This window comes from Kribbella sp. NPDC023855, from assembly GCF_040639475.1.
Classification (GTDB): Bacteria; Actinomycetota; Actinomycetes; order Propionibacteriales; family Kribbellaceae; genus Kribbella.
In genome coordinates this window covers 113,705-138,491 of the sequence record NZ_JBFAAA010000011.1, presented here as the reverse complement: position 1 = coordinate 138,491, position 24,787 = coordinate 113,705, and the positions used below count along the sequence as shown (strand labels likewise).

The window sequence follows — 24,787 nt, the reverse complement described above, 5'->3', positions numbered from 1 at the left end:
CGGGAACCGCGCACCAGCGGTGATCGAAACGATGACGGAGAAGAAATGGCCTTCACAGGACGAGACAAGACGTGGCTGAGGGGACCCCGGGCTGTTGCCCTGGTGGCCGCCGGCGCCGCCGTGGTACTCGGGCTGGCCACGGGGGGAACCGTGACCCAGGCTGCGCCGGCGAAACCCAAGCCGACGCACACCCAGATCCAGCTGCTCGCGATCAACGACTTCCACGGAAACCTGGCGCCCAACCGCGCGACCAGTTCCGGCGGCAACGTGAACGGTATACCGGCCGGCGGCGCGGAGTACCTGGCGACGCAGCTGGAGCTGCTGCGCGCTTCGGCCAAGGCGCAGGGGCAGGACACCGCGACCGTCGCAGCGGGCGACCTGATCGGGGCCTCGCCGCTGCTGTCGGCGGCGTTCCACGACGAGCCCACCATCGAGGCCATGAACAAGATGGGTCTGGATGCCACGTCGGTCGGCAACCACGAGTTCGACGAGGGCTACAAGGAACTGCTGCGGATGCAGAAGGGTGGCTGCCTGGACGACGGTGACGGGCAGAACAACCAGAACTCCTGCCCGGATCCGGAGGAGGAGTTCGAGGGGGCCGACTTCGACTACCTGTCGGCGAACGTGTTCTACGAGAACACGAACAAGACCCTGTTCGCGCCGTACACGGTGAAGACGTTCCGCGGTGGCCAGAAGGTCGCGTTCATCGGCATGACGCTGGAGAACACGCCGAACATCGTTACCAAGTCCGGCGTCCAGGGCCTGGCCTTCAAGGACGAGGTGGAGACCGCCAACGCGCTGGTGCCGAAGCTGAAGAAGGACGGTGTCGAGGCGATCGTCGTGCTGCTGCACGAGGGCGGGCTGCCGTCCGACCCGAAGGCGTTCAACAGCTGCCCGGGGATCTCCGGCCCGATCACCGACATCGCCAAGACGCTCGACCCGGCGATCGACGCGATCATCTCCGGCCACACCCACCAGGCGTACAACTGCTCGATCAACGACCCGGCGGGCAAGCCGCGCCTGGTCACCAGCGCCGCGTCGTTCGGCAAGGTTGTCACCGAGGTCCGGCTGAGCATCGACCTGGCCACCAAGGACGTGGACCGGATCAACACGCTGGCGAACAACCGCATCGTCACCCAGGACGTTCCCAAGGACCGTGACCTGACCAAGCTGATCACGAAGTACCAGACCCTGGTCGCGCCGATCGAAAACAAGGTGATCGGCCACATCACCACGTCGTCGGTGGTGAAGACGCCGGACGCCTCGCAGGAATCCCCGCTGGGCAACTTGATCGCGGACGCGCAGCTGGCCGACGCCTCGACCGTCACCAACGGCAAAACGCCGGTGGTCGCGTTCATGAACCCGGGTGGTATCCGGGAGGACCTCACCTCGAACGCGGGAGCGGTGACGTTCGGCCAGGCATTCACGGTGCAACCGTTCAACAACTTCCTGGTCTCGATGGACATGACCGGGACGCAGATCAAGGCACTGCTGGAGCAGCAGTTCTCCGGCGTCAACCAGGCGTCGAACAAGGTGCTCCAGGTCGCCGGCATCACCTACACCTACAACCCGGCCGCGGCGCCGGGCGCCAAGGTGGTGGCGGGCTCGATCAAGATCGCGGGCCAGCCGCTGGTGGACGGTACGACGTACCGGATCGTCACGAACAACTTCCTGTCCGACGGTGGTGACGGCTTCCCGGCCTTCACCACGGCGACCGACAAGTTCTTCGGCGGTCTGGACATCGACGCGTTCGCCAACTACCTGGCCGCGCACGACCCGTACACCCCGGGCCCGACGGACCGGATCAACATCGGTTCCTGACCCGTACTACGGCGCGCGCCCGGGCCGACCTCTCCTCGAGAGGCGCCCGGGCGTTCGCATACCCGGGCTCGCGCATACCCGGGCTTGTTCATCCCCAGGTGGTGCGGATTGGCGCCTGGTGAGCGCGGCCTTTGGTTAGAAGAGGAGTTTTAGGAGGGTGAGGGTGAGGGCTACGGCGGTGATGATGGCGGCTTTGGGGGAGCCGGGGCCGTGGCGGAAGGCCGCGATGTAGACGGCCAGGGTGAGGGGGATGAGCATGATGAGGAGGGTCAGCCCTGCTGCGTGGATGCCCACGTGGGTGCGGCCGGTCAGCGCCAGGCCGAGGAGCAGGGCGAAGGTCAGGCCGAGCCAGGTGGTGAGCTGGACCGGGCCGTCCGCGCGGTGATTGCGGTGTGAAGCTCGCGCACCTCTGCGGTGCGAAGTCGGAGCGGCGTGCGCCATCGGTCACCTTCCGTGGGAGGACCGGATACGCACGGTAGCAGGAGAAATACGCTCTGGTCCAAGGCGCTGACGACGACCCGGTCCAGTCCAGAATGCCCAGAACTGCAGCCTTCAGGCGGAAAACGACGAGGTGATCGCGCCGCAGTGGCGGGTAGTGCGGGCGCGCTCAGGCAGCTGTTTGTGGTGGTGTCGCTGCCGCGAGGGCTGGCCTCGGTGGGCGGGGTTAGGCGGGGGTTTCGGCTGGTTCTCTTTGGGTGGGAGTCGGGGGGATGACGAAGCGGTAGCCGACGTTGCGGACGGTGCCGATGAGGGATTCGTGTTCGGGGCCGAGCTTGGCGCGGAGGCGGCGTACGTGGACGTCGACTGTGCGGGTGCCGCCGAAGTAGTCGTAACCCCAGACTTCCTGGAGGAGCTGCTCGCGGGTGAAGACGCGGCCGGGGTGCTGGGCGAGGAACTTGAAAAGTTCGAACTCTTTGTAGGTGAGGTCGAGCGCTCGGCCGTTCAGCTTCGCTGTGTACGAGGCCTCGTCGATCACCACGTCGCCGCTGCGGATCAGGGAGGTGTCGGGGTCTTCGTTGCGTACGGCGGCCAGGCGGCCGATCACCAGCCGGAGGCGGGCCTCGATCTCGGCGGGGCCTGCTGTGTCGAGCAGCACGTCGTCGGCGCCCCAGTCGGCGTTCACCGCGGTCAAGCCGCCTTCGGTGACGACCAGGATCAGCGGTACGTCGATGCCGGTGGTGCGGATCAGCCGGGACACCCCGCGGACCGAGACCAGGTCGCGGCGGGCGTCGAGGAGGACCGCGTCGGCGTCCGGCGCGTCCACGAGGGCGGCGACTTCGGCGGGCAGGATCCGGATCTGGTGGGGCAGCAGGGCGAGCGACGGCAGGACCTCGGTGGAAGCCTGCAGTGCGTTCGTCAGCAGAAGCAACGTGCTCACGCTGTCTCCTTGTGCTGGTCGTCGGATCTCTGGTGGGCGACCCGGTCCTTATGCACGTCAGGCCCCAGCGGCGTCATTGCCGGGGGCCCGAGTCACACTGGATAGCAACAGCAAGCTGACATAATAGCCGACGACAACTCCGATGAGTGAGGCCCGACTCAAATGCCGGAAGTGACCATCAGGTACTTCGCCGCCGCGCGGTCGGCGGCGGGCGAGTCCACGGCGACCGCCCGGGCGGCGTCGGTGAAGGAACTGGTCGGCACCGTTTCCGAGGGCCGGCCGGAGCTCGCCAGAGTGCTCGGCATCTGCACGTTCCTGCTCGACGGCGAGCGGGTAGACCTCGACGCCCCCCTCTCCGAAGGCGCCCTCGTCGACGCCCTACCTCCCTTCGCCGGCGGCTGACAGACCGCCGCCGGGCAACAACGGGCGGTCCGCCGAAGAGAGCTCGTGGAGTAGGCGAGCGTGCAGTGCGGTCCGCAAGCCGAGTGAGCTGAGCGTCCGGGCCGGCCAGTGAGCGGGTCGAGTGGCCGGGCAAGGCGCGAGTGCCTGAGCTCGCGGGCAGGGGAGTCCTGGCGATCCGAGTGGGCTGAGGGGTGTCGGCTGGCGGCCGTGCCGAGCCGGCGATCGGCAGAGCGGTCAGGCGGGGCGAGGGGCAGAGCTGGCGGGCGGGCGGAGCGCGCGGGGCATCCGACGAAGCGAGTTGGCTGCGTCGGCGGGCGGAGTGTGGGGCAAGCGGTTGGGCGGAGCCGGCGAGCGGGTGGAGCGGGCGGGTGCCGGAGCGCTCGGGCGGCGCGGGTGTCGGATCGTTCGGGGGGGTGCGTGGGGTGGGGCGTCCGGCAGGGCGAGCGGGCGCAGTGTCCGGGAGCGGGAGGAGTGGCCGGGCGAGCGGCGTACCGGGCCGTGGGCGTGGTGGGTGGGCAAGTGGTCGGGTAGGGCTCGGGTCGAGGGGACGGGCAAGGCGAGTGGGTGGGGCGTCCGGCAGGGGGAACGGGGAGAGCCGGCGGGTGGGGCGTGTGGGTGGGCGGTCAGGGCGGGCGACTGGGGCGGTTGGCCGCGTCGGCGGGCGGGGTGGGTGGGCAAGTGGTCGCGTAGAGCTGGCCGGGGCGAGCGGGTGGGCAAAACGAGCGCGGCGGGCCGTTGGCAGGGGGAACAAGCGGAGCGTCTGGGGTGAGGTGGGCGTGTGGGTGGGGTAGGCGCCCGGCAGGGGAACGGGGAGGACCGGCGGGCGTGGCGCGTGGGTGGGTGGTCAGGGCGGGTGGCTGACCTCGGGTGGCTGGCCCCAAGGGGGGGTGGCTGGCTCGACGGGCTGGACGCAGGGGTGGGGGTGGGTGGGGTTGGGGAGGGGTGGGGCGGACCTGGGGGCGGGTAGATTGCTGGGTTGTGGCGATGGAATCGGGGACGTTGCTCACTACGGTGGGGCGTGCGGGGAGTTTGTTTGGGAAAGCTTGGCCGCGGTTGCTGGCTGTTTTCCTGATTGCGCAGCTGGCGCATCGGGGGCTGCAGTGGGTGGCTGTGCAGGCGGGGGCGAAGGCCGAGGCGGCCGGGATCGCCGTGCTGGCTTTGCTGGTGGTGATTTCGCTGGCGATGTATGTGGCCATGTTCCTGGTACTGCGAGGCGAGTTGCCCTTCCATCGCAGGGCGGTGGCCGAAGGGGTGCTGGCGCCGGACGGTGTTGAGCCTGGCAAGGAGAATCGGCCGCTCGACGCGCTGACGGTGGCGCTCCTGCCGTTCCTGGCGTTCTACGCCGCCTACAAGTTCCTGCAGGCCGAGGCGCTCGACTACGAGTACCAACTGGCTGTCCACAAGGTCAACGAGACCGTCGCGACCACTCTCAACGGCGGGACGACCACTCCGCCCCCGACCGGGCTCGAGTCGCTCTCGACCTGGCTGTTCATCGGGCTCGGCCTGACGGCGTACCTGCTGCGGTTCCTCTTCAAGAAGAAGGGCAACACAGCAGGCGGCCCGGTACGCCGGTTGTTCGTGACCTATCTCGAGGCGCTGTGGATCTTCGTGGTGATCTACCAGGCCTCCTCGTTCATCCCGTCGCCGAAGGACTGGCTGAAGGAACGTCAGTTCTGGGCGTGGCTGCAGGATTCCTACAGCTGGGTGCTCGACCAGCTGCTCGGGGTCGAGAAGGTCCGCGAGATCTGGGACACCGTGACCGGCTTCGTGGCGGCCGGCGTCGGTGACCTGTGGAGTGCCGCGGTGCTGCCGCTGATGTGGATCACGATGACCGCGGTGATCTACGGCCGCGCCGTGCACAAGGCGCAGAAGATCGAGCGACGCTGGAAGTTCGACCGGATCACGAACCGCTGGCAGCAGACCCCGAAGATCGTCCGGGTGGCCGGCAACTCGGTGGTGTCGGACTGGAAGGACCGCTGGACGCCGGTGGCGGACGCGTTCCGGCTGGTGGTCCGGTCCGGGCTGCGGCCGATGCTCGGCTACTTCCTCGCCTGGGCCGTGGTCACGTTCCTGGCCAGCGAGGTGTGGATCTTCCTGAAGGAGTTCGTGCTTGGCCCGCACTCGCTGCGGTTCTGGATGGTCATCGACGAGCCGCTCAACCTGGTCACCGACGGCCTGAAGATCATGCTCCAGGTCAGCCTGCTGGCGGCGGCGTACGACCGGATGATCGGCGGCCTGGCCGGCTACCTGCGGCCGGGCACCAGGACGCACGCGGCGCACTCGTCGGGACCGCAGGAGGACAAGGGTGTGGCCGACCTGACCGCCGCTACCTCGGGAATGCCAGATACTCAGGAAGCCTAGTAGCCCAGGTGACCGTCGGCTGGACCGATGAGGCCACCGAGGCCGGTACGACGAACACGGCCACCGTCTCGAACGGCTTCCCGGCCTGCGGCTTCAGGTAGTACTGCGCGATCTTCGGGTCCCGGTAGGAGGCCGGCTTGTCGTCGTACCCGCCGGTGCAGCCCGTGGGCCGGTCCTGGAACTCGTCTTCCATGATCGACTCGTCCCAGATCCGCCCGTCCGGTGCCCGCAGGTGCACCTGGCAGCCGCTCACCGACTCGAGCTTCTTCACGTCGTCCACCTGCAGCCGCAAGTAGACCCGCACCCGGGTCGTCCCCTCGGGCAGCGGATCCGGTACTGCGTTCTTGCGCGTCGGTTGAGGGTCCACCTCGACACTTGCGGCGTACCAGGTGGCATCCGCGTACGACGTGCCGCCCGCCGCGATGGTGACGGCATCACGCGGCTCAGCGTCGTACCAGGACTTGTAGTCGGCGTGGGTGGTCCACCAGCCGGCCAGAGGCACTGTGAGGACGAGCGACACCAGTGCCGGTGTGTTCTTCCGGAACCAGCCCGGCCGGGCCCGTCGGGCGCTGCTCATGAGGCGTCCGCGGCGTTGAGGATCGCCACGTCCTTGCGCAGCCCGTCCAGTTGGTCCTTCTCCACGCCGAGCGGGATTGTTGCCTGTGGCTCCAAATCGGTGAAGATCGCCTTCTCCATCACTTGCAGTACCGCCCCCGGCAACTGGTCGGCGGGCATCTCCACCACGAACGAACCCTGGGCAGGGATGTCCGGTGCGAACTCGAACCCGGTCAGGTCGACCCGGTCGAGGCCGGCCCGGTTGGCGCCGAGGTAGACGGTTCCGTCGGCGGCCTTGATCGACACCTTGCTCAGGTGGATCGGTTCCCGGGTCGCCTTCACCGTCGCGTCGATGACGACGAAGTCGGACAGCGTGTCGCGATCCGGTGCCGAGCGGGGGATCCGCAGCTTCTTGCCGACCTGCACGCTGCGCACGGTCAGCTCGAACCGCGGCGTCTTGACCGGCTTGCCGACGATGCCGTTCACCTCGACCGGCTGCTGGATGTCCTGCTGGGTCGGCGTCAGCCGGTACAGACCCACGATCGTGACCAGGACGATGATCACCAGAGCGACGTTCAGCACCCTGCGCCGGGTGGAGTCGTGCTGGGCCGCCTGCTCCAACGGGGGTGGCTGCTGGGCCGCCTGCTCCAGCGGGGGTGGCGCGCTCACTTCCGGTTGTCCTTCACCTTGACGTTGCTCTCGGCCGCGACGGCGTCCGGCATCCACTTCTCGTGGCTGTCGAGCAGGGACTCCTCGATGTGCTCGTAGTGCTGCACGGTGAGGTTGACGTCGGCCGGCAGCGAGTTTGCCTTGGGCAACTTCCAGACGTACGCGACGTCCTCGCCGTACCCGGGCGTCAGCACCGGGTTGCGGGTCGCGTCGCGAAGATTGGTGGTGCCGACCGGCGGGTCGGTGTCCTTGATCCCCGGTACGCCGATCAGCCGGATCAGGTCGCTGGGCGGGCTCACCCCGGTGTCGTCGGTGACCTTCAGCTTGGTCACCACGGCGATCAGCGCTCCGCCCTCGTCGGGCTGGAACAGTGGTTTGAGGTCCTTGACCACGACCACCCGCTGGATCGTCACCTCGAACTGGCCGGCGTCGATCGCCGTACCGGCTGCCACCTGCGGAACCTCGGCCTCGGCCTTCTTCAGGCCGCCGAACGCCGCCGAGATCGCCAGCAGCACCGCCGCCGCGCTGATTCCCCAGGTGCGCAGCGACCGGCCGCGCACCTTGATGTCCTGCAGTTCCGGCAATTCCTCCCGGTCACCGCTCCCCGTTTGTTCCTGCACGGTGGAAGCCTAACTACCCAGAGGGCCGCCGCCGGTCAGTCGGTCGGTCGTCCGCGCAGGCGCTTGGTCTCACCCCGGCGCTTCTTCTCGTCCAGCCGCCGCCGGACCGCGTTCTTGCTCGGCCGCGTCGGTCGCCGCTTCCGGGGTGGTGCCGCGATCGCCTCCAGGATCAGCGCGGCCAGCCGGGTCCGGGCAGCCTCCCGGTTCCGCCACTGCGACCGCTGTTCCGACGCGGTCACGGTCAGTACGCCGTCCACCAGCCGCGACTCAAGTCGCTCCAGCGCACGGGCCTTCAGTACGTCGTTCAGCGCGGTGGTGCCGGCCACGTCGAAGCTGAGCTCGACCCGGCTGTCAGTGGTGTTCACCGACTGGCCACCGGGCCCGCTGGACCGGGAGAACCGCCAGGACAGCTCGGTTTCGGGAATGACGACGCCTTGGCGCACGATCAGCCCGGTCTCCATGGACTCCATTCAATCCGATCCCGGCCGCTGAACGCCTCCTGTTTGTCGAGGACCGACGGGCGGCGGTGAGCCGGCCAGGGTCGCGGACAGCAGGGACTGGGCAGACCACTTCATCAAGGCGATCGCCTCCTCGTGGGGCAGTTTCGCCACGTCGAGCAGCCAGCTGAGCGCCTCGATCCCGGCAACGCTGCGGATCGCGATCGCCAACTGGTGAACGGATTCCTTCGACAGTTCGCCGCTCAGCGGATCCAGTGCCTCCTCGAACCAGGCGATCGCCCGGCCCTGGCGCAGTGGGAGCGCCGCTCGCTCGGCGGGATCGGCCTCGAGGGAGAGGCGCAGCATCGTGCGCTGCTGTTCCTCGGTGTCGGTGATCAATGCGGCGAACCGGTCGATCGCGGCCGCCAGGCGTTCGCTCACGTCGGTGGGCGCGTCCGGCGGCAGCAACGTGGTGGCCGCCGTCTCGGGATGGGCTGCTGAGAGCAGCGCGCGCTGGTTCGGGAAGTACCGGTAGGCCGTGGGGCGGGAGACTTCGGCGGCCGCGGCGGCCTGTTCGACGGTCGGCGTCAGTCCGGACGCGACCAGCTCGCGGGCGGCTGCTACCAGGGCATCCCTGGTGCGCTGCTTCTGCCGGCTCCGGCCGCCGAGTTCGTAGGGCATTGACACGCCAGAAATGATACCGCACTCTCATGGTGAGACCTAAGTCTCACAAGCGAAGGAGATGGGGACAGTGAGTGGACGGGAAGCGATCGTCAGGAACGCCGGGGAAGGTGACCTGCGCTGGTTCGCCGGCGGCGGCGTGCACCGTTGGCTGGCCACCGCCGAGGAGACCGGCGGGAGCTACCTGCTGTTCGAGGACGTGATGGAGCGCGGCAAGGTCACGCCGCTGCACACCCACCCCGAGGTGGAGGAGACGATGATCGTGATGGAGGGCGAGATCCTGATGCACCTGGACGGCACCGAGCGCAAGGTCGGTGCGGGCGGGATGGGGATGGTGCCGCGCGGCCTGCCGCATGCGTTCCTGGTCACCTCGGAGACCGCGCGGATCCTCTGCCTGATCACGCCGGGCGTCGGGCAGGACTTCTTCTTCGGCGCCAGCGAGCCGTACGTCGAAGGCGCCGATCACCAGGTCGACTTCAGCCGGATCGAGCAGTCGGGCCGCGACAACGGCGGAATCGAGATCCTCGGCCCGCCCCCGTTCGCGCACCTGGCGGCAGCCCGGTCCTGAGGGTTCACCTCAAGACGTGCCGGCCCGGCCCCGAGGGTTGACCCTCAGGGCGGCGGGCAGGACGAGGATCGGGTCGGTCGGCGACGAGACGTAGTACGGGGTGGGTCAGTGGCAGGTGACGTTGCTGAGGCCTTCGCCGGCCCCGGTGAACTTGTTGTCGCAAGCAACCACGTTGGCGACGGCCGGGCGGAGTGCGAAGGCCAGGCCCGGCCCGTCGACGGTGGCGACGTTACCGGTGAACAGGTTGTGGTCGCCCCAGTTCTTCAGGATCTGGTGGGTCTGGAACCCGTCCTGAACCGACTTGACCCCACTGTTGCCCCGGATGAGCCAGTTGTTGCCCTTGACATCGACCCAGGAGTCGGCGCCGGTCAGCGCCGAACCGTCGAAGGTGTTGCCCTCCACCAGTCCGCCGGTCGTGCCCTCCTTGACGTCGACGGCCTCCGACGTGGTCTGCGACATCTTGTTGCCCTTGACAACATTGCGGTCGCTGCGGTCGGGCTGGCAGTCGTTCACCGTGCACCAGTTGCTGACCGCGGAGCCGATGTAGACGCCCTCGCCGAACTTGTCCCGGCGCAGTCCCGTCTTGCTGATCGTGTTGTTCAGTACGACGTTGTCCGTGCTGTTCGCCCGTAGGTGGATCGCCTCGTCGCCGATGTCGTGCACGGTCAGGCCCTGGACGACCGTCCCGACGGTGCTGTCGGCCATCACGCCCTTCTGGCCGTTCGTGACCGTGAAGCCGACCAGCCGCCAGTACTTCGCCTTGTCGAGGTGGAAGACATAACCACCCTTGATGTTCTCGCCGTCCAGTACTGCGCCCGCGCCGCCGCACAACCAGATCGGCTGTGCCGCGGTACCGGAGGCCCGGGCGACGAACTTCCCGGCGTACTTGCCGTCCTGGAGCGCGATGCTGGTGCCGGGTGCAGCCTTCGTCAGGGCCTCTTCCAGGCTCTTGCTGTCCGTCACGGTGACGGTCGCGTCGGGGCAGCTGACCACCGCGGAGTTCGGCAGCGGTCCTTGCCCGGCGGCCGGCGCGTTGGCGAGCACCGGCGCCTCGGCAGGCTTGCGCTTGCCGTCCTTGCCCTCTTCTTCCTCACCCGGGTCCGGCGACTCCGACGCACTCGGTGCGGCCGTCGAGCCGGTGGACGGCGGATCGGTCGGGTCGTCGGTGATCGTCGGGATGCTCGGTTCTGGTGGCACGACCGGGATCGAGGGCCCGGCCGTCGGCAGCGGCGAGGCGGAGTTGTCGGGCCAGGCGGCGGCCACGATGCCCCCGCCGACGAGCAGGACCACCCCGGCCGCGCTGCCGGCGATGATCAGTTCCCGCCGGGTCAGCTTGTTCAGCCTGGTCAGTTCGAGCAGCCGGCTCAGCCGGGTCATCTGGCTCCCAAATGGTCGTCGGGCACCGGCACCGAGGCGGCGGACACGGTCCGGCCGTCGGTGACCGGCGCCTTGTCGGCGTACGGGTGGACGATGCGGCGGACCCGGCGTGAGCCGCGGGCCGCGGTGAAGATCAGCAGCGCGGCCAGGAACAGCCACATCGCCGTCAAGGGTTGCAGGAAACGCTTCAGGGTGACCACGAACGGCGTGGTGTCGTGCCAGTGGTCCTCGTCGTTGTTCCAGCGGTGCATGTTGACGTCCGAGGCGCGTTTGGCATCGATCGCGCTCGGCCCGCGGCCGCTGATGGTGTTCTCGGTGACCTTCGTCGCGCTCACCGCGCCGACCAGCGAGATTGCGTGCGAGTCGGCGTCCGACAAGGTGTTGCGTTGCACGGTGGCGGCCGAGTCGCGGACGTAGACGCTGGTGTTGCCGCCGGTGACGATGTTGCCGGTCACCACCGACTTGTTCACGCCGTCACGGATCGCGATGCCCTGCCGGATCGGTTCGGTCACCCGGTTGCCCACCACCGAGACGTCCTCGGCCCCGCCCCGGACGACCACTCCCATGTCGTTGCCCTGCAGGTCGTTCGCGTTGACGCCGATGTTGGTGCCGCCGATCACCTCGACGCCGTACCGGGCGTTGTTCGCCAGCTTGCTGTTGGAGACGGTGTTGTTGCCGTAGCTGCCCAGGCTGGAGCCGGTCGCGCTCGGGCCGTCGGCCAGCGGAAGCCCGGACATGGTCAGCCCGTTGCGATGGTTGCCGTTGGCCTCGATCTCGGACAGCACGATGCCGGTCGTCGCCCTGGACAGGACGAAACCGTCGCCGGCGTTGCCGTCCGCGGAGCTGGAGTCGACCACCGCGTTCGTCACGTAGCGGTGCATCACCAGGCCGTCGACCAAGCTGTCGTCGAACTTGCTGTCCCGGATGTCGAGTCCGTTGGCGCTGGCCGCGAACAGGCCGAACGCGTTCCGCTTGACAGTCGTGTTCTGGATCAGCGCGGACACGTAGCTGTACTCCGGGTCCGCGATGTCCACCTCGGGCAGCGGCAGCTTGCCGGCTGGGAGCACCTGGCTGAGGCTGTTCTTGCCGGCCCGCAGGTCGATGCCGCCGGTCTCGGGTTTCTTCGTGCCGTTGGCCGCCTCACGCTCCTTCGCGGCGCGCTTGCCGACCCGCATCGTCTCGCCGAGCTTGTCGAGCGAGCCGCTGTTCGGCCGGTCGGTACCGGTCAGGGACAGGCCGCCCGTGCGGCCGCTCCAGAAGCCGAGGTCGGACAGTTCGGCGTACCGGAACCGGACCTGGCCGCCGAGCGAGCGCAGGTACGCGCGGCCGTCGTTGGTCAGCGTGTCCGCACCGTCGGTGTCCCGGTTCCAGCTGGAGATCTTGACCGGCCGGCCGTTCGCGCCCTGCACGTTCAGCACGCCGCCGTAGTTGACGATCGAGACGAAGCCGTTCTGGTCGCTGGCCAGTCGCAGGTTGAGCCCACCGGACGAGGCCAGGTTCAGCGTCGCGCCGTTCTGGATCACGACATGCTCGGACAGCAGGTAGCCGCCGTCCGGCTGCCGGATGAAGGTCTGCGGCGCGAGCCCGAGCAGATCCTTGATCGTGTAGACCTCCCGCCGCGGCGTCAGCACCAGCGTGTACGCCGAACCGGTGGCGATCCGGTACGGCGAACTGAGTGACGTCTTGCTCCAGCGGGCCAGCGAGTCGACGGTGCGAACCTCCACCAGCCGGCGATCCTCGTCCGCCACGTACGCCGCTTCGGTCTCCGGGTCGCCCGGGTAGGGGAGCCGGTCGATCGTCTTGTCGTCCTTCGCCTCACCGGCCACGGTCGGCTGGGTCGCGTCGGGCGGAGTCGGCGTACTGCCCGGCTTGACCGTGCTGGGCTTCGGGGTCGGCGTCGGTGTCGACTCGGTGGTCCCGGACGCGGTTGACTGCATCCAGACCAGGCCGGCCACGCCGAGTACGCCGACGACGGTTGCCGCACGCAACAGTTTGCGTTTGGGGGCAGTCATGAGGCCGGCTCCGTCTGCAGTTCCTTGGCGGCAAGCTTGTTGGTTGCGGGATCCTTGGCGGGGAGGAGCGAGGCGGCGTCCTGGCCTTCGCCGCCGACCAGGCCTTCCGAGCGGGTCAGCCAGCCTTGTTTGTTCATCGTCAGCAACGCGTACAGCTTGATCGGCAGCGCGATCAGGATGACCGTCACGGTGACGACCGGCAGCAGCAGGAGATCGGCCGGATGCCTGCGGAGATGGGAGATCCCGCGGATGCCCCGGGCAATCATCAGCCAGCTGCCCGCGAGCGCATAGCTCTGCCAGGTCATCTCGAGCCGGCTGAACACCATGTAGCCGACGGTGATGCCCATCGTCACCGGCGTCAGCAGGATCTGCAGCACGGTCACCTTCGTCACCAGGGGCACCCGCCACAGCCACCCCTTCCAGACGGCGGTCAGGTAGCAGCGGTACGAGTTGCGGCTCCACCGGATCCGCTGCTTGGCGAACGCCCGGAAGGTTGCCGGGAACATCGACACCGCGCGGGCCGACGACTGGTGCACGGTCTTGTACCCGGAGGCGAGCACCAGCCAGGTGAGCCGGCCGTCGTCGCCGGCGATGCAGCGGCGGCCGAGGAAGAACTCGTTCTCCAGGTTCTCAAGCACTGGCATGACGACGCTGCGGCGGTATGCGCCGGTCCGGCCCGAGACGCAGGCGACCGCACCCGCCCGGCCCATCGCGGGTACGTAGTCGTAGTACCGGAGGTTGACCAACCAGTCGGCGACGCGGCGCCAGATGCTGGTGTTCCGCTCGTGCACGTTCTGCTGGGTGCTCACCGCGCCGACGTCGGGATCAAGGAAGGGACGCTGCACGGCCTTCAGCAGGCCCGGCTGCCAGCTCGTGTCGGAGTCGACCAGGACGAGGACCTCGGAGGACGCGGCGCGGATCCCGACGCCGAGTGCCGATCGCTTGCCCGCGTGCTTGAACAGGATCGGGTTGATCCGCGGGTCGTCGAGCGCGACCAGCCGCTCGTAGGCCTCGGTGTCCGCGACGTCCAGGACGATGATGATTTCGTCCGGATTCTGCTGCCGCCAGCTTTCCAGGCAGCGCATCAGAATGTCAGGATCCTCATGAAAAGAAGGCACCACCACCGAAGTGGTGGTGGTGAAGTCGTTCTCGATCGGTTCGGCCAGCCGGGATAAAAAGAATCGATAGAGCCACAAGGCCCAGACGACGATTCCGGCGATCGCCAGCGGAACAAGATTCCGCCATTGCGAAAGGTCGTCCACGGAAACGGAGAAATGGGTGATGCGGTCCCACAGTTCGGCCAGACTCAGTCGGCTCGTGGGCGTACTCGGCATGATCATCGTCAACCCCCCACCGCGCGCAGCGGTCGAATCTCACCCGCCCCACACCCCGTTGGGACAGGTGACGCCTCGGCCGGACCTCACGTCAGCCGTCCCGCGGACGACTGCGGGCAGAGATCAACCTGCCCCCGGCCTGGGTCGAAAATAGTCGGCGCCGGGGTCACAGTCAACGCGGTGCGACCGGCACCGAAACCCGCGCAAGCCGCCGATCGCAGTACGGCGGTGGAATCGTTCACACTGTATTAATCGTTGGGTCATGTCGGTTGCGACTGCATTTCCGCCGGTTCGCGCGGCGTGCCACACTTGGCCAATGCAAAATGGGTCGGGCCGGCTGGGAAGTTGTTTACTCGCGATTGCGGTGATCAGTTCGCTGGTGGCCTGCGGTGACCAGGAGCAGCGGTCGTCCGGGGGCTCGGTCGCGTCGGTCCCGTCGTCGCCGTCCCTGCCAGCGTCAGTGCCGTCGTCGGTGACCACCTCGCCGGCTTCGGGGACGCCGTCGACCAGCACTACGACGCCTGCCGTCGCCCCGGAATGCGCACCTGGTCCCGGCCGCAGCGTGCGCCGGTTGCCTCCGGTCACCGTGCCCGAGGTCGTCGTTCCGGCGCTCACCTATGCCGACAAGTCCAGCGGCGAACAGAAGACCGCGATGGAGGGATTCACCGTCCCGGCGCAGACGATCGACGCCGGCTGCGTGATCCAGTACGACGCTCCGGGCGGCTGCCTGGGCGCCGTCAAGATCACCGGCGCGACCATCCCGCCTGTGACGATCCCGGGCGGGGCTCTGACCGGGAAACAGTTCCCCGGGGTGACGGTGGTGGGAAAGGTGGCTCCTGCCGTCAGCTCGCCACAGATCTGCCAGGTCGAGACCAAAGGCGTCCTCCCGACGGTGACCCGCGAGGGCGTAGTACGGCGTGGGGTTTCGCGTAATGGTGCAGCTCGACCCGGTGGGTTCGTGAAAGGTGACGGCGGCCTGCCTGACCTGCGGGTTCCGACGGTGAAGGTACCCGAAGTCCGGTTGCCCGATGTGGATGTGGATCCGGCCCGGCTGGAGTCGCGCAAGCTGCCCGGCCAGGAGAAGGTCGAGGTGTTCACCGGCGAGGGCAAGACGTCGTACGTCGCTCCCGGGGATGTGCTGTTCGACACCGACCAGGCGACGATCCGGCCGGATGCGGCCAAGGCTTTGCATGCGATCGCGCTGAAGATCAAGGCCGCGTCGCCGGGCGCGAAGCTTCGGGTGGAAGGTCACACCGACGATCGCGGCGACGCGACGTACGGGTTGCGGTTGTCCGAACGGCGGGCCCAGGCGGTCGCGCTCTACCTGATCAAGACCGAGCACTTTGCCGCCGCGCGGATCACGACGAAAGGTTTCGGCGAGGCGGCGCCGGCCGTTCCCAATACCTCCGACGCGAACCGCCAGAAAAACCGCCGAGTGGTCATCACCGTCGCCGGATGATTTCCCCGCTCGGGGTCGAATAGGGCGGTCAGGTCCGAGGGGTGAACGGGCGGTTGAGGGTATTGGCGACCGACGTACGCTGGATTGTCATGAGCCCAGGGATCATTGCGCTGGTCAGTGCGGTCGCCGTCGGCGTCGTGCTGAGCGTGCTCAAATCCCGCTTCGACGGGCGGTTCCGCGGGACGCGGGCGATCCGGCCGAATGAGAAGGAAGAAGCAGTGCAGGACAGTTCGGTGGCGGCTGAGCGGGTCACGGCGGCGGAGCTGGGCGTCGAGCTCGGCGAGCGGGCGACGATGCTGCAGTTCTCGTCGGCCTTCTGCGCTCCGTGCCGGGCGACTCGGCGGACGTTGGCTGAGGTCGAGTCGATGGTCGACGGGGTGCGGCACGTCGAGGTTGACGCGGAGTCGCATTTGGAGCTGGTCCGGCGGCTGGACATAATGCGGACGCCGACTGTGCTGGTGCTCGATGCGGATGGGGCGATTGTGACGAGGGCGAGCGGGCAGCCGCGCAAGGCGGATGTGATCGCGGCTCTTGGGCTGGCGGTTGACGCTTCGACTTCCAGGCAGCTGTAGATTCCCCACGCCTGCGCCTCGTTCGCTCCTTCGTCGCTCACACGGCGCTGGCTCCCGCCCGCCCTTGGGCGCTCCTGCGTCGCGCGGAAAGCGAGAGTAGGCACCCGGCCTGGTGAGGCCGAGCAACTGGCCAGCTGGCAATGCGAATCGGAGCTCGCCTCCACCAACCTGCAGATCCCACGCCTGCGCCACGTTCGCTCCTACGTCGCTCACGCCGCGCTGGCTCCCACCCACCCTGGGCGCTCCTGCGTCGCGCGAAAGCGAGAGTAGGCACCCGGCCGGGGCAGGATCTTCAGCCGACAACGTGAGCCGCGTTCGTCAACCGGTGAGTCCGGCTTTGGTGTGCCGACCGACAGGATGTACTCCCCCGATTCCTGCCCATGAGCCTGCTCCCTGAGCGTGCGGCCGGCGCCGAGTGCGGATGACCTCCTGTCGGTCGGCACACAAGCCGCATCAACCGCCGGTGCGACCATCGCCGTCCCCGGCGCCCGACGGCTGACCCCGCAAGCGGCTCTCGCCAGGTTGGTGGAGGCGAGCAAACCCGGCGCTGCCAGCTAACGAGACGCTCGGCTTCCCTCGGCCGGGTGCCTACTCTCGCCTTCGCGCGACGCAGGAGCGCCCAGGGGTGGGTGGGAGCTAGCGCTGTGCGAGCGACGAAGGAGCGCGCATCGCGCAGGCGCGGGGATCTCCAGGCGAGATGCACGCGGCCCTGCCCAGGTGGGTGCCTACTCTCGCCTTCGCGCGACGCAGGAGCGCCCAAGGGCGGGCGGGAGCTAGCGCCGGGTGAGCGACGGAGGAGCGAGCGTGGCGCAGGCGTGGGATCACCTGCCGGAGAAATCCGCTGCCCCGGATGGCGCGATGGCCTTGCGGTGCGTGATGCTTTGGCGATGAGCTTCCCCGCCGGCTGGTACGACGATCCTCAGGACCCCACGCAGCAGAGGTACTGGGACGGTGGCTTCTGGACGGACTACCGCCGCCCCCGCGAAGGCCCGCCGCCGTACCAGGGTCAGTTCGGGCAGCCCGCAGCAGGCGCCGGCCAAGCAGGCCAGGGCCAGGGGCAGAGCCATGGACAGCCAGGCCAAGGCCAGCAAGGTAAGCAGACGCCATACGGCCAGCAGGGCCACCAAGGCCTGCAGGGCCAAGGTCAGCCCGGCCAAGGTCAGCCCGGCCAGGGTCAGCCCGGCCAGGGGCAGTACGGCCAAGGCCAGGGGCAGCAGGGCTTCGGACCCGGGCTAGGGCAGCCGGGCATGGGCCGCGAGGGTTATGGCCCGCAAGTTGGGCATCTGCAGCAGGGATATGGCTACGGTCCGACGAACGTCAAGGCGACGCCGGACGGTCAACCGCTGGCCGGCTGGTGGAAGCGGGTGCTCGCGCGCTTTCTCGACGGCCTCATCGTCTTCTTCGTCACCCTGCCGCTGACTGGCTACTTCTATTGGCAGTACATGAAGGTGATCCTCGACTACCAGCAGGACATCTTCGATCAAGCCGCGGCAGGAGACTCAAGCTTCAGCACAAGCCTCCCCTGGGAGGTGTACAAGTGGGCGATCCCGGCGACGTTGATCGGCCTGGCGGCTGCCTTCGTGTACGAGTACTTCTTCCTCACCAAGACCGGCGCCACGCTCGGCAAGCGGGCCGTCGGCATCAGTGTCCGGCTCCGTGACGTCCCCGGGCCGCCGCCGGGGATCGCGGTGGCCAAGCGGTTCGGCCTCTACAACGGGCTCAGCCTGCTCAGTGCGATCCCGTGGGGCGTCGGCTCGCTCTTCAGTCTGCTCAGCCTGGTGAACGTGCTCTGGCCGCTCTGGGACGACAAGAAGCAGGCCCTGCACGACAAGGTGGCCGCCACGAACGTTGTCGTCGGAGAGCAGCCACGCCGCTGAGGCTGTCCAGAATGTGATCAGTTGTCTCGCTGGCTGGGACCATTGGTGGTGGTCCCGGCCAGCTTCCGTACTCTCGTGATCGTGGCTTACACGACATGGCTGACCAAGCGCAGGGCAGTGGACAACTGCCGCATGCGCTCGTCCCTGTGTCGTCCCCACTGACCAGGCGGCGTCCCGAGCGCTCCGGAACCGGTAGCTGAGCACGGTTCCCAGTACGCCGCCTCCCCGCATCCCCGGGCGGGCACGGCTCGAACCACCCTCCTTCCGGGAGTCGTCATGTCCACCAAGACGGCAGTGCAACCCCAGGTCGACCCGCGCGGGCTCCGGTTCGCCGCGGCGCTGACCACGGTCGTGCTGGCACTCACTCTGGTGCTGAACAACCCGTGGCCGCTGGCGGTCCAGGCGGTCGTGTTCGCCATCTCGGTTGCCTTCGGCGTCCAGGCCTCGCCGTACGGGCTGCTGTTCAAGCAGGTTGTCCGGCCGCGGCTGGGCGCGCCGAAGGAGCTGGAGGACGCCGCGCCGCCGCGGTTCGCGCAGCTGGTCGGGCTCGTGTTCGCCGTCGTCGGCCTGATCGGCTACCTGACCGGCGCCGAGCTGCTCGGCGTGGTCGCCACCGGATTCGCCCTGGTCGCCGCGTTCGTGAACGCCGCCGTCGGGCTCTGCCTCGGTTGCGAGGCCTATCTGCTGATTCACCGCATTCGTACGCCAAGAACCGCTACCACCACCACCTGAGGAGCAGCATCCATGAGCAGGGAATCCGCTCTCGTCTCGGCCGACTGGGTCGAGGAGCACAAGAGTGACGCCAACGTCGTCCTGATCGAGGTCGACGAAGACGTTTCGGCGTACGACGCCGGCCACATCGCCGGTGCGATCAAGCTGGACTGGCGCGACGACCTCCAGGACCCGGTCCGCCGCGACTTCGTCAACCAGCAGCAGTTCTCCGACCTGCTGTCCGAGCGGGGCGTGAAGAACGACGACACCGTCGTGCTGTACGGCGGCAACAACAACTGGTTCGCGGCGTACGCGTACTGGTACTTCAAGCTCTACGGCCACGGTGACGTCCGCCTGCTCGACGGTGGCCGCAAGCGCTGGGAGCTGGACAGCCGCGAGCTGACCGACGAGGTGGTCAAGCGCGAGCCCACGCAGTACCAGGCCAAGGAGCCGAACCTCGCGATCCGCGCCTTCCGCGACGAGGTCAAGGACGCCATCGGCGTGAAGAACCTGGTCGACGTGCGCAGCCCCGACGAGTACGCCGGCCGGCTGCTCGCCCCGGCCCACCTGCCGCAGGAGCAGGCCCAGCGTGCGGGTCACATCCCGACCGCGGCCAGCATCCCGTGGAGCAAGGCGGCCAACGACGACGGCACCTTCCGGGCCGACGACGAGCTGAAGACCCTGTACGCCGACGCCGGCGTGGACTTCGGCAAGGACACCATCGCGTACTGCCGGATCGGTGAGCGCTCGGCGCACACCTGGTTCGTGCTGCACGAGATTCTGGGCCAGGAGAACGTCAAGAACTACGACGGTTCGTGGACCGAGTGGGGTTCGCTGGTCGGCGTACCGGTGGCACTCGGCGACGAGCCAGGGGAGGCCTGACATGTGCGGAGCCAAGAAGGGCGGCCTGGATCTCAAGGGCGTCGACGTCGACAAGGAAGCCGTGATCCAGGGCCAGGTACTGCGCGGCGAGGAGCCGGTCGGCGGCGCCTACGTGCGGCTGCTCGACTCCACTGGTGAGTTCACGGCCGAGGTCCCGACCTCCGCGACCGGGCACTTCCGCTTCTTCGCGGCGCCCGGCACCTGGACCCTGCGGACCCTGGCGCCGAAGGCCGACCCGGTCGACCGCCAGGTGACGGCGCAGTACGGCGAGGTGGCCGAGGTGGCGGTCGCCGTCTGACCCCGATAGTTTGCTGACCCCGAAGGGCCCGTTTGCTTGCGCGACGGGCTCTTCGGCTTGTCCGGGCCCCGTACGCCGACCCCGTACCCCGTGACCCCTGTGCCGATCCTCCTTTCGGCACAGGGGTTTCGTTGTTGCGTCAGGCAAACAGGGGTGGCGTAGATCTCACGCGTGCGGGTTACGCGCAAGATCGCGTTTCTCACGACGTACTCCATTTGGTAACGGTTTGATCTCGGAGCACACCGTTGTCGTTACCTACTGCGACCGGGTGAGTTGTGTCTGTGTCCTGGCCCGCTCACTAGGGCTAAGTCATTGATCAGGGAGGAGGGGTCATGAGACCCCGCATTGGATACAAGAAGCTCGCTGCCGTCGGAGTTGCGGCGGTTGTCGGCGTAGCTTCCACGATCGCGCTGACCTCGGGTTCGGCGTCCGCCGCGCCGGTGTTCGGCTACAGCGGTTACGCCTTCGGTACCGACGTCCAGGCCGGCGTCGTGGGCAGTGGCCCGACGGTCGTCAGCCAGTTCAGCTGCACCACCAAGCCGAACTCGTCGGACCGCAACGACCTGGCCACCGCGAACGTGAACAACCAGGCGATCGCCCAGACCGTCACGACCGACACGTACTCGTTCAACGACGCGCGTGGCAACGGCGTGACCAGCAACGCGACCGCGGCCGACATCCGTGTCGGTGGCCTGGTGCACCTGGTCGGTGCGAAGACCACGACCACCTCGGTCTACAAGAACGGCCAGCTGTCCTACGCCGGCAACACCACCTTCGCCGCGGTCCGGATCGGCGGCGTCAACGTTCCGTCCCTGCTGAAGCCGAGCCCGAACTTCAAGGTCGCCATCCCGGGCCTGGGCTACATGGTGCTGAACCGTGTCGGTGGCGTGAAGACCAGCGCCGGCATCTACTCGTACTCGCAGGCAGTCGTGCTGCACGCGACCGTGAAGAACCGCTACATCCCCGAAGGTGTCGACGTCGCGGTCCTGAAGACCCGCGCCGAGATCACCAAGCCGGCCACGGCCATGGTGGTCGGTGACGCCTACGGCTCGACGGTCAAGGTCGACAACCTGGTCAAGTCGGGCAAGACCGCCTACCAGGCCACCTGCCAGGGCACGGAAGGCAAGACCGTCCGCAACGCCACCGCCGAGCTCGTCGTCCCGAACGTCGCCTACGTGGGTGCGGTCTACACCACGAAGAACGGCTACATGGGCGCCGAGAAGTCGGCGATCAAGTTCACCTCGCACATCGCGGGTGTGCGGGTCGGCAACCTGCGGATCGGTGCCATCGAGTCCGCTGCCTCCGCGTGGAAGACCAAGGACGGCAAGGTCGGCCTGGACCACTCCTCCAGCGTTGCCTCGGTCAAGGTCGGCAACAAGACCTACGCCGTCGCGACCGGCCCGAACGCAGTACTGGACATCCCCGGTGTCGCCAAGCTGACCTTCAACCAGGTCGTGCGTCAGAGCCGGTACGTGTCCGTCAACGCCCTGGTGATCGACGTCTACAGCCTGAACACCAAGGTTGTCCTCGGCCACTCGGCCGCCGGTGTGATCGGCTGATCCAGCCATCACTCCCTCACCTCGCTGAGCCGAACCTCACCGATTCAGCCAGGTAACTCCAGGACCCCCGGGTCCGGATCCTCGAGATCCGGCTCCGGGGGTCCTGTCGTTCCACCGCCGGCTCATGCGTCCGAAGAACCCCGGGGGCGGGTGCTCGGGGTCAGGCGTCGAGGATCAGGGTGACCGGGCCGTCGTTGGTGAGGGCAACGGACATGTCGGCGCCGAAGCGGCCGCGCTCGACCTTGGCGCCGAGGGCTTCCAGCGCGACGCAGAACGCGTCGTACAGGGGTTCGGAGACCGGGCCGGGAGCGGCGGCGCTCCAGGACGGGCGGCGGCCCTTGCGGGTGTCGGCGTACAGGGTGAACTGGCTGATGGCGAGGATCGGCGCCTGTTCGTCGGCGCAGGACCGCTCGTCGCGGAGGATCCGCAGCGTCCAGATCTTCGCGGCCAGCGCGGCCGCCTTCTCGGCGGTGTCGTCATGGCTGACACCGAGCAGGACGACCAGGCCGGGCTGGTCGATCGCGCCGACCACCTCGCCCTCGACGGTGACGGACGCCTGGCTGACTCGCTGTACTACTGCTCTCATGGCTCCATCCTGCCGTGCGGGATATCGTCCGGTAATCGAGGTCCCACACAGGCAAATGTCCCGTTCAAGGTCCAGATCTGGCACGATTCGTCCATGACGTCGACGTTGATCACTGTTGCTCCCACCGGCGCCGAGACCGCGAAGGCGGACTGTCCGGCCCTGCCCACCACGCTCGAGGAACTGGTGGAGACCGCGAAACGCTGCGAGGCCGCCGGGGCCGCGATGATCCACATCCACATCCGCGACGCCGAGCACCGGCCGACGCTGGATCTGGGCCGGCTGACCGAGACGGTGGCCGCGGTCCGGGAGAACACCGCGCTGATCGTCCAGTTGTCCACCGGCGGTGCCGTGACGGATCCGTTCGAGCACCGGCTGCGCGTCCTGGACGCCGCGCCGGACTCCTGCTCGCTGACGATGGGCACAGTCAACTTCGGCGACGACGTCTTCATGAACCCCTGGCCGTTCGTCACCGAGCTGTACCAGCTCAGCCAGGAGCGCGAGGTGGTGCCGGAGTTCGAGCTGTTCGACCTGGGTCACGTCGCGGCGCTGAACCGGCTGCTCGACAAGTTCGGGCTCCCGTACGGCGGCAAGGTCCACTGCGACCTGGTGATGGGTGTCCCCGGTGGCATGCCCGGTACGCCGGACGCGCTGGTTGCCGCGGTCAACGGCCTACCCGCCGGCGTGACGTCCTGGTCAGCGACAGGCGTTGGCCGTACGACGCTGCCGGTGGCGCTGGCCGCCCTGTCGAAGGGCGGACACCTTCGGGTCGGGATGGAGGACACCCTCACGCTGGCCAAGGGGCAGCCGGTGACGCACAACGCCGAACTGGTCGAGCGTGCCGCGACGCTCGCCACCCTCGCTCAGCGCCCGCCGATGTCACCGGACGAGGCCCGCGACCTCCTGAACATCAAGCGCTGACTGGCAACCCCGAGGACGCCGGCGGCCACAATTGTGGCCTCCAGCAACAACCAGTCGCGCAGATAGTCGCGGGGCAACACCGTCGGGTTGACCCCTTTTCCTTGCCTGACAAGCAAAGGGATCGCAATCAATGTCGTCAGCCCGACGTACAGCCCGGTCGTCCGGACAGCATCCACCACGCGGTGACGACCAGGACCCGTTGACCAACGAGCAAGCATCCACCCGGCCACCAGCGTCAACGGCACCAGCAAGAAGTCGTCCACCAGCACCGCGCCCCCGAGCCACAGCGGCAACCGCACTAACGCATCGACACTCAACGCCCCCAGCAGCAACCACAAACCCCACAACCCAATCCCACCGCCGAATACGCCAAGCAGAATCCGCGCTTTCATGTCAGGACCTCCAGGCGGTGAACCCACTTGGTTTGCAGGACTCCGGGGCGGTTGGGGGCTATGACTCGGGCGGGGTAGCCGTGGTCGAGGTCGAGGGTGGTGCCGTTCAGGCGAAGGGCGAGGAGGGTGAGGGGGTCTTCGGCGTACTGGGATGGCAGCTCGCTGGTGGCGTAGAAGCCGCCCTTCTCCATCGACACGACCCGGACGCGCGATCCTTCCGGTGCGCCGCAGAGTCTCAGCAGGTCACGGACCCGGATGCCCTCCCAGCGAGCGGCCTGACTCCAGCCTTCGACGCACGCGATCGGCAACTGCGACCAGCTCTGCGGCAGCGCGCGCAGTTCGTCGAGTGAATAGGAGAGCCGGCTAGGCCCGATCACGGTGAAGCGCCAGTCGTCGCCGACGGCAACAACGCCGGCATCCTTGGCGGTGCGGTTCACGGGGAGACCTTGCGGGCCGATGTTCGGTTTGCGTGGAGCCAGTACTGCGACCGGCCCGAGAGCGGGTACCGATTGGCCGATCGAGGTGATCCCGACCAAGGCGCCCGCGCCGGCCACGGTACGGAACAGGCCGCGCCGGGTCAGTCCGGTGATTGCTGGAGGCAACGAGTCGGCGGGCGGCGGTACCGGCGTACGGTCGGCCGGTGTTCGGCGCCAGTGGGCGGTGATGAGCGGGAGTTTGACCGCCAGGTGGACGAGCAGGGCGCCGATGATGGTCCAGGCGAGCGCGTAGTGGGTTTCCTTGAACGGGAACGGCCAGGGGTACCACTGCAGCGTGTTGAGGAAGCCGATGAAGAGTTCGAGGGCCAGCGCCGAGACCAGGACCAGGATCGAGGCGCGTTCGAGGATCGTGGTCAGCGCCTTCCGGCTCGGCGGCCAGGCGAGTTTGGCGAACAGCTTCGGGTAGACGGTCCAGAGCTTCGCCAGCAGGAGTGGTACCGAGACGAGCCCGCTGAGGACATGGAGTCCCTGCGTCACGCGGTACAGAGAAGCCGGGCGGCTCGGGATCACCAGCCAGCCCGGCGTGGCTTGCTGGAAATGACTGAACAAACCGGTCAGGAAGCAGATCGTGATCGCCACGCCGAGCCAGCGGCCGAGCACGGTGGCCACCCGCGGATGGTGCAACGGCGACGGGAACGACTCCTCCGTCGGAGCCTGCGGCAACTTCATACCTCTCATCACAGCCGACAAATCCGCCGCCGTCCGCCCGCTCCCGCTTAACGCTCACGAACGCTCCCCGTACGCCGTACGCCCCGCTTACAGCTCCCGAACGACCCCCGGGATCCACAGGCCGAGCCCTTGCGTCCGAGCGAAGTGCTACC

At 68.1% G+C, this 24,787-nt stretch carries 25 protein-coding genes; 12 read left to right on the top strand and 13 right to left on the bottom strand.

Annotated features, from left to right (window positions below):
- The first annotated feature begins 45 nt into the window (after positions 1 to 45).
- Positions 46 to 1,821 carry a bifunctional metallophosphatase/5'-nucleotidase gene (locus AB0F51_RS30875; protein ID WP_360285537.1) on the top strand — a complete coding sequence of 592 codons (1,776 nt, stop codon included), beginning with the start codon at positions 46 to 48 and terminating at the stop codon, positions 1,819 to 1,821.
- Between the two features lie 135 nt (positions 1,822 to 1,956).
- Here the strand turns inward: AB0F51_RS30875 and AB0F51_RS30870 are convergent, their stop codons facing one another.
- The gene (locus tag AB0F51_RS30870) at positions 1,957 to 2,262 is read right to left on the bottom strand and encodes a hypothetical protein (protein ID WP_360285536.1); all 306 of its coding nucleotides are present in this window, start codon (positions 2,260 to 2,262) and stop codon (positions 1,957 to 1,959) included.
- Between the two features lie 223 nt (positions 2,263 to 2,485).
- Positions 2,486 to 3,199: a response regulator transcription factor gene (locus AB0F51_RS30865; protein WP_360285535.1), complete on the bottom strand. Its 714-nt coding sequence runs from the start codon at positions 3,197 to 3,199 to the stop codon at positions 2,486 to 2,488.
- A gap of 162 nt (positions 3,200 to 3,361) precedes the next feature.
- Here AB0F51_RS30865 and AB0F51_RS30860 point away from each other — a divergent pair, with 162 nt between their 5' ends.
- Both AB0F51_RS30860 and AB0F51_RS30855 read left to right on the top strand, forming a co-directional pair.
- Entirely contained in the window at positions 3,362 to 3,601 is a 240-nt protein-coding gene (locus AB0F51_RS30860; protein ID WP_360285534.1) for a MoaD/ThiS family protein, read from the top strand.
- A gap of 1,053 nt (positions 3,602 to 4,654) precedes the next feature.
- Positions 4,655 to 5,962, top strand: coding sequence for a hypothetical protein (locus AB0F51_RS30855; RefSeq protein ID WP_360285533.1), 1,308 nt, complete (start codon positions 4,655 to 4,657; stop codon positions 5,960 to 5,962).
- On the opposite strand, the gene AB0F51_RS30850 is transcribed toward AB0F51_RS30855, so the two are convergent.
- The 5 genes from AB0F51_RS30850 to AB0F51_RS30830 are packed head-to-tail and all read right to left on the bottom strand — an operon-like array spanning position 5,928 to position 8,924.
- On the bottom strand, positions 5,928 to 6,539 hold the full coding sequence (locus AB0F51_RS30850; RefSeq protein WP_360285532.1) for a hypothetical protein: 612 nt from the start codon (positions 6,537 to 6,539) through the stop codon (positions 5,928 to 5,930). The genes AB0F51_RS30855 and AB0F51_RS30850 overlap by 35 nt on opposite strands.
- Positions 6,536 to 7,186 (bottom strand): hypothetical protein, encoded by a 651-nt coding sequence (locus AB0F51_RS30845; protein ID WP_360285531.1) that lies wholly within the window; start codon positions 7,184 to 7,186, stop codon positions 6,536 to 6,538. The genes AB0F51_RS30850 and AB0F51_RS30845 overlap by 4 nt, the downstream gene beginning before the upstream one ends.
- On the bottom strand, positions 7,183 to 7,806 hold the full coding sequence (locus tag AB0F51_RS30840) for a hypothetical protein (RefSeq protein ID WP_360285530.1): 624 nt from the start codon (positions 7,804 to 7,806) through the stop codon (positions 7,183 to 7,185). Before AB0F51_RS30840 ends, AB0F51_RS30845 begins: the two co-directional genes overlap by 4 nt.
- 35 nt (positions 7,807 to 7,841) lie before the next feature.
- Positions 7,842 to 8,267: an alternative ribosome rescue aminoacyl-tRNA hydrolase ArfB gene (gene arfB / locus AB0F51_RS30835; protein WP_360285529.1), complete on the bottom strand. Its 426-nt coding sequence runs from the start codon at positions 8,265 to 8,267 to the stop codon at positions 7,842 to 7,844.
- Positions 8,268 to 8,276: 9 nt separating this feature from the next.
- Entirely contained in the window at positions 8,277 to 8,924 is a 648-nt protein-coding gene (locus AB0F51_RS30830; RefSeq protein ID WP_360285716.1) for a TetR family transcriptional regulator, read from the bottom strand.
- 70 nt (positions 8,925 to 8,994) lie between these two features.
- Here AB0F51_RS30830 and AB0F51_RS30825 point away from each other — a divergent pair, with 70 nt between their 5' ends.
- Positions 8,995 to 9,492, top strand: a complete 498-nt coding sequence (locus AB0F51_RS30825; RefSeq protein ID WP_360285528.1) for a cupin domain-containing protein — start codon at positions 8,995 to 8,997, stop codon at positions 9,490 to 9,492.
- Between the two features lie 105 nt (positions 9,493 to 9,597).
- Here the strand turns inward: AB0F51_RS30825 and AB0F51_RS30820 are convergent, their stop codons facing one another.
- Genes AB0F51_RS30820 through AB0F51_RS30810 form a run of 3 tightly spaced genes read right to left on the bottom strand, consistent with a single transcriptional unit; the run spans position 9,598 to position 14,221 of the window.
- Positions 9,598 to 10,869, bottom strand: a complete 1,272-nt coding sequence (locus AB0F51_RS30820; protein WP_360285527.1) for a right-handed parallel beta-helix repeat-containing protein — start codon at positions 10,867 to 10,869, stop codon at positions 9,598 to 9,600.
- On the bottom strand, positions 10,866 to 12,881 hold the full coding sequence (locus tag AB0F51_RS30815; protein WP_360285526.1) for a right-handed parallel beta-helix repeat-containing protein: 2,016 nt from the start codon (positions 12,879 to 12,881) through the stop codon (positions 10,866 to 10,868). Before AB0F51_RS30815 ends, AB0F51_RS30820 begins: the two co-directional genes overlap by 4 nt.
- Positions 12,878 to 14,221 (bottom strand): glycosyltransferase, encoded by a 1,344-nt coding sequence (locus AB0F51_RS30810; RefSeq protein WP_360285714.1) that lies wholly within the window; start codon positions 14,219 to 14,221, stop codon positions 12,878 to 12,880. The genes AB0F51_RS30815 and AB0F51_RS30810 overlap by 4 nt, the downstream gene beginning before the upstream one ends.
- Positions 14,222 to 14,579: 358 nt before the next feature.
- On the opposite strand from AB0F51_RS30810, the gene AB0F51_RS30805 reads away from it, so the two are divergent.
- The 7 genes from AB0F51_RS30805 to AB0F51_RS30775 all read left to right on the top strand — a co-directional run bounded on the left by AB0F51_RS30805 (position 14,580) and on the right by AB0F51_RS30775 (position 21,573).
- A complete protein-coding gene (locus tag AB0F51_RS30805; RefSeq protein ID WP_360285525.1) occupies positions 14,580 to 15,674 on the top strand; it encodes an OmpA family protein in 1,095 nt (364 codons plus the stop codon).
- An 89-nt stretch (positions 15,675 to 15,763) separates the two neighbouring features.
- Positions 15,764 to 16,246, top strand: coding sequence for a thioredoxin family protein (locus AB0F51_RS30800; protein WP_360285524.1), 483 nt, complete (start codon positions 15,764 to 15,766; stop codon positions 16,244 to 16,246).
- A gap of 887 nt (positions 16,247 to 17,133) precedes the next feature.
- A complete protein-coding gene (locus AB0F51_RS30795; protein WP_360285522.1) occupies positions 17,134 to 18,123 on the top strand; it encodes an RDD family protein in 990 nt (329 codons plus the stop codon).
- A gap of 276 nt (positions 18,124 to 18,399) precedes the next feature.
- A complete protein-coding gene (locus AB0F51_RS30790) occupies positions 18,400 to 18,855 on the top strand; it encodes a DUF4395 domain-containing protein (RefSeq protein WP_360285521.1) in 456 nt (151 codons plus the stop codon).
- Positions 18,856 to 18,867: 12 nt separating this feature from the next.
- Positions 18,868 to 19,716: a sulfurtransferase gene (locus AB0F51_RS30785; protein WP_360285519.1), complete on the top strand. Its 849-nt coding sequence runs from the start codon at positions 18,868 to 18,870 to the stop codon at positions 19,714 to 19,716.
- Position 19,717: 1 nt separating this feature from the next.
- On the top strand, positions 19,718 to 20,014 hold the full coding sequence (locus AB0F51_RS30780) for a DUF1416 domain-containing protein (protein WP_360285517.1): 297 nt from the start codon (positions 19,718 to 19,720) through the stop codon (positions 20,012 to 20,014).
- A gap of 332 nt (positions 20,015 to 20,346) precedes the next feature.
- A complete protein-coding gene (locus tag AB0F51_RS30775; RefSeq protein ID WP_360285515.1) occupies positions 20,347 to 21,573 on the top strand; it encodes a choice-of-anchor P family protein in 1,227 nt (408 codons plus the stop codon).
- A 160-nt stretch (positions 21,574 to 21,733) separates the two neighbouring features.
- Here the strand turns inward: AB0F51_RS30775 and dtd are convergent, their stop codons facing one another.
- Entirely contained in the window at positions 21,734 to 22,159 is a 426-nt protein-coding gene (gene dtd, locus AB0F51_RS30770; protein ID WP_360285514.1) for a D-aminoacyl-tRNA deacylase, read from the bottom strand.
- 93 nt (positions 22,160 to 22,252) lie between these two features.
- Here dtd and AB0F51_RS30765 point away from each other — a divergent pair, with 93 nt between their 5' ends.
- On the top strand, positions 22,253 to 23,077 hold the full coding sequence (locus AB0F51_RS30765) for a 3-keto-5-aminohexanoate cleavage protein (protein ID WP_360285512.1): 825 nt from the start codon (positions 22,253 to 22,255) through the stop codon (positions 23,075 to 23,077).
- Here AB0F51_RS30765 and AB0F51_RS30760 read toward each other — a convergent pair.
- Both AB0F51_RS30760 and AB0F51_RS30755 read right to left on the bottom strand, forming a co-directional pair.
- The gene (locus tag AB0F51_RS30760; RefSeq protein WP_360285511.1) at positions 23,020 to 23,469 is read right to left on the bottom strand and encodes a hypothetical protein; all 450 of its coding nucleotides are present in this window, start codon (positions 23,467 to 23,469) and stop codon (positions 23,020 to 23,022) included. The genes AB0F51_RS30765 and AB0F51_RS30760 overlap by 58 nt on opposite strands.
- A complete protein-coding gene (locus AB0F51_RS30755; RefSeq protein WP_360285509.1) occupies positions 23,466 to 24,635 on the bottom strand; it encodes a molybdopterin-dependent oxidoreductase in 1,170 nt (389 codons plus the stop codon). The genes AB0F51_RS30760 and AB0F51_RS30755 overlap by 4 nt, the downstream gene beginning before the upstream one ends.
- Positions 24,636 to 24,787: the final 152 nt, after the last annotated feature.